General features: G+C 35.7%; 4 protein-coding genes. All 4 read right to left on the reverse strand.

Features of this window, described 5'->3' with window-relative positions; translation table 11 throughout:
• On the reverse strand, positions 1-370 hold a 370-nt coding region (locus ABZC96_RS08140; protein ID WP_373030355.1), incomplete at its 3' end, for a hypothetical protein.
• Between the two features lie 55 nt (positions 371-425).
• Positions 426-1,877, reverse strand: a complete 1,452-nt coding sequence (locus ABZC96_RS08145) for a DUF1302 family protein (protein WP_373030356.1) — start codon at positions 1,875-1,877, stop codon at positions 426-428.
• A gap of 1 nt (position 1,878) precedes the next feature.
• Positions 1,879-2,679, reverse strand: a complete 801-nt coding sequence (locus ABZC96_RS08150) for an outer membrane lipoprotein-sorting protein (protein WP_373030357.1) — start codon at positions 2,677-2,679, stop codon at positions 1,879-1,881.
• 14 nt (positions 2,680-2,693) lie between these two features.
• Positions 2,694-4,987, reverse strand: a 2,294-nt coding sequence (locus ABZC96_RS08155; RefSeq protein ID WP_373030358.1) for an RND family transporter, incomplete at its 5' end; no start/stop codon positions are given.

The following is a 4,987-nucleotide window of genomic DNA, read 5'->3' on the forward strand; positions in this document are numbered from 1 at the left end:
CATCATAAACACTCATATCACTTAAACTTTTTTTACGCTCTAAGAGTTGCTCATTTTCATAATCGGCAGTAATCACTGTATCTTTTGTATGTTTTTCCAATCTTTTTACATGTTGTTTATGTTTGATTGCACCCGTAGTCAGCACTACACCACTCTCTTCCTCTAACCTAACCTCACCCCATTCTTTAAAACGCAATTTTGCATTACCTTTAATAGTAAGATTTGTTTCAGGTGTAAGTTGGGCTCCGCCAGTGATCTCATAAAGAACCATGCCTGACTCTACTTCAAAAGGATGAGTTATAACATCTGCATGTAAGAGTGTTATACCTCCAAGCAAAAAAATTGTTTTAATATAATGTCTAATAGACATAAGCTTCCTTATCTGTATATTAAGATGATGAATTAATTAAAGTATTGTATCATAATTAAAAACTATAAGAGATATCTACAAAGACCATATCATTATCTTTAATTTCATCAAATATCAAAGAGCCACCTATATAATCAACTACACCGAAATTTGTATTGATTCCCTCACCCAGTTCATATTTGATCCAAGCTCTCTGAAAACCGCCTTCATCTAGTTTTTCTCCATTAAGAGATAGTAGATAATTAGCTGTCAAGGAAGCATTCATGAAATCAGAGCTTACACGAAATGCATGTTGATAACTCTGTTTATTTAATGGGTTAAGTTCGTTCAATAATCTTTCATCATACTCACCAATATCTCTATACACCATATCATAAGAAATTAATGTATCAGCTATTCCTTTGTACTCAAATCCTAAAAGCAGATCACTTCTTGTGAATTCTTTATCATCTGTTGTTGAGTATTTTAGTCCATCAAAGTACGCAAATTCTGTTTTGAAAAGCCAAGACCCTGTAAGGAAATTAAGTGCTGTACCAAACATATTGACTTTATCATGCTCAATACGAGCAATAGGAGTAAATACATCTACAGCATGTCCTTCATCATCATGTATACGTGCTGCATAAAAATTGATATCCCAACCTGTAAACTCGCCACCTACAGAAAGTGCATACGTGACATCTGAGTAGTCTTTATCATCTGGAGTAGCAAAAGGTGCAGGATAAAAAACTGAACCATAAGGAGGTTTTTTAGAAAAGCGTTGCTCCAATATGGCTATAGGTGTCACACGCCAGTCACCTATAAAGTAATCAAACTTAGCCATAGTCACTGGTAAACGTAAATCTTCTATATCAACCATACCTGGACGACGGTTATCTAGCGGGTTTAGTACATCTGTGACCCTAATAGTATCACTACGTCCCCATACCACAACCTGACGCCCTAATTTCATGTCAAAGATATCGGTAATTTTTCCTTCTATATAAACATCAAAAAGTTCTACTTCACTTCTTAGTTCATTTAACTCATCTTGTGAAAATTCTTCACTTCCTTTAATGTCATAAATGGCATCATAGTAGGCTTTCATATTTACCTTGAACTTAAAACCGTTTTCAAATTTATATTCATAATCCAATAAAAGTGAACTTTTTAATGAGGAGATATTGTCATGGGGTTTATCATTGTAGAGTGAATATGCTATCTGCTCTGTTAATTTTCCCGTAAATCCAGATACAAGTGTGCTAGTTTCATCATTCATTTCATTATTACTTACAGCAGTGTCATCAAATCCATCAAGAAATTCATTGTCTTCATTCTTTTTATCATCTGTAATAGTAACTGATACATCATCAAAACCATCCAACAAAGTATCTTCAGCACTCTTCTCTTGAGTAACAGTAACAGGGCTATCATCAAATCCACCCATTGCTTCATCTACATCATCAGCATAAGCGTGAAAACTCAACAAAGCAATGATAGAAAAAACTGATAAAAGATTCTTAGACAATTCACATCCCCTTTTCTAGTCGACGTGTAGTAAACATACTGTCATCTATGGGATTATTGAGTTTTATATGACTAAATTTCAAGATGGTCTTATGCTCTGTACTTTTACCTTTCTTCGTCGTCATCGTCATTTCATCTGCAAGCCATACCCCTTTTTCCTGGTGTAACCGTACCACATCAAGATATTTCTTCTTATTGCTTTTCATAAATCCTATGGAACGTACTACCATATAGTTATCTTGTCTTACAAGGGCTATAGTTTTTGTATATCCAGACTCTTTTACAATTTCTTCACTACGAGGTATAGCTTCTATCATCCATGCTTTTTTACCTCTAACTTCTGTTTCTTTAAGCAGTTTAAAATCATAATCTTCCAGATCTCTATCAGTCATATCAAAATAAGAAAAATCTGAACCCATAAAACTTGAACTCTTATCTGAAGTAGGAATACGTTTTACTTTTTTAAGTGCAGGAAGATAAAGCCACTGATCATCATCTTTGCTTGAATCGTCATAATCATAAGTCAAAAAAGCTGTGTTTTTTACATCTGCAGGACTTTTAAAGAACATAATACGATGTTCATCTTTCCCAAAATCTTTTCCATAAGACTTGATATCCCGATTTCTTTTCTTTCCATTTTTATCGATAAGGATCATGAGCATATCCTGCTCTAAAGTTTTGCCATCATCCCTGGCATCTACTTTTTCCATGATCGCTCTTGCTTTAGCATCATCTGCTAAAAGATGTGTTGTAACAAGTGAAAATCCTAATGTAAGTGTAAATAATAGTTTTTTTGTATTCATTTTCTTTCCTTTAATTATTTTATCCAGCCACGTTTAGCAGCTACTATCATAAGTGCAGGAGCCAGTAACAGATCAGCTAGGAGTGCCAAGATTATCACTGTACCTGTAAGCAGTCCAAAGTTCTGTACAGAAATCATATTTGCGAACATATAGGCATAAAAACCTAATGACAACACGATCGTAGTAATCACCATCGCTTTACCCGTAGTAAAGAACGTCTGTTCTATGGCTTTAGCACTGTCCCCACTCTCTAAGTAGTATCTTCTAAAATTGTGTAGGAAATGAATAGTGTCATCCACCGCAAGTCCTATGGCGATGGACCCAATAAGCAGCGTAAACATATCAAGTGGTATATGTGTAAAATACATCAACAATAACCCCATAATAATTGGTGTAAGGTTTGGTATCATACTTAACAGACCAATACGTACTGAACCCAAAATAAGTATCATCATAAAAGCAATGCCAACAAAAGCGATAAAATAACTTGTCACTGATGAACTGATGGCATGAGAAAAAGTGTTGATAAGTAGAGGAATCATCCCTGTAGTCACAACTTTATCATCTGGAAAAGTTTTTGTAGCTATCTCTTTGACATATCCCAACACCTCTGTAGCGTGTACAGCATCCGTCCAAGGAAGCTTAATACTGATACGTGCTTTAGAAATCTGGCTGTCCACTACGTCTTCCAGATCATCCGAACCCGAGTTTTCAAACAGTAACAACTCTTGAGAAACAAGATCCGCATTGTCTGGTATCGTATAATACTCTTCTTTATTTTCATGTAATGCTCTATTGGTTTCTTTCACGATAGTTGCAATGGAAACCACTTTTCCTATATGTGTATAGCTATCTACATACTGTTCCATCTCTTTAGAGAGTTTATTGAGTTTATCCAGTCTGACAGGGTCATTCCACCCATTCTCTTTCTGGGTATCTATGATCAGTTCTATGGTTACTGAGCCATTTAATTTTTCGTCTATCGTTTCTGTAGAGATACGGTCATAACTGTCTGGTTGGAACCATTTAAGTGGGTTATGTGAAAGTTCGATCTTTGTTGCAGCAGCCAATGCCACCACTACCAAAACAACACTGACTGCAATGATACTTTTATAATGATTGACAGGAATAACAGAAAGTTTTTCCATAAATCTATCTAATTTTCCTGCTTCTGTTTTTACCTTTTGTTTCATCTTAGTGATACTCAAAAGAGCAGGAAGCAGTGTAAGTGTTAAAAACAATGAGATCATGACTCCAAGCGAAGCAAACATACCCAGGTCTGAAATAGGGGCTACTTCAGAACCAGAAAATGATCCTACACCTATGGCAGTTGTTACAGAGGTCATGGCAATGGCTAGTCCAGAGTGTCCTAAAGTATATTTAATGGCTTCTCTCTTATCTCCGGTCGTATTAAAATTATCAAAAAATATAGAAAGTATGTGTACTGTGGCACCGATACTTACAGCCAAAAGAAGAGATGGGACTATTTGCGTAGGAAGTTTAAATGCTACCCCGCTCCATGCCATGGCACCTACGGTTGCAAGCAAAGAAAGAATGATCACAAAAAGCGGATAGAATACTGCAGAAGCACGTCTAAACATAACAAATAGAAATACAAGGATAATGAGAAATGTAATACGCATAAACTTTTGCATATCTGCCTGCATCTGAGACTTAAGCGCATGATTCACAGAAGGAGAACCTGCCACATAGATCTCTATACCCTCTTGTTTATATTTTTGGGCTATCTCTAATATGGCTGAAACTAACTGTGCATTTTCTTTATCTGTCAAAAATGCTCTCTCTTTAGTTTCATCTATTTCACGTTCAGTATCATCACCAAAACCTTCGTCAAAAGCATCTACATCTGACACCTTTTCCTCACCTTCATGAGAATAAGCATCTGTTTCTATAACCAGGGTAGTCATCTTTCCATCTCTACTTATAAAAAGATCTTTATAAAAGTGTGATGCTAAAGCGCGTTGCTTAATGTCATCCACTTCTGCTTGTGTCACAGGGAAAGGTTCTAACAGGTCATCAGTGATAAGTTTATCTCCATCACCTCTGGTATTTCTTACATTATAGAGTGATGTGATATCATCCACAAAAGGTACATTTGATTCTATTTCATCATGCAGGGATTTAAGTGTATTGAAAAACTTTAATGTAAAGATATTATCACTTTTCAAAGCTACGATAACACGTTCATCACGTCCAAACTGTGCTCTAAATGCATTATATTCCAAAAGTACCGGATCATCATCATGCATAAAGCCTTCAGTAGAAGTGTCCATCTTTATCTGTGGAA

This window comes from Sulfurovum sp. (genome assembly GCF_041551015.1).
Lineage (GTDB): Bacteria > Campylobacterota > Campylobacteria > Campylobacterales > Sulfurovaceae > Sulfurovum.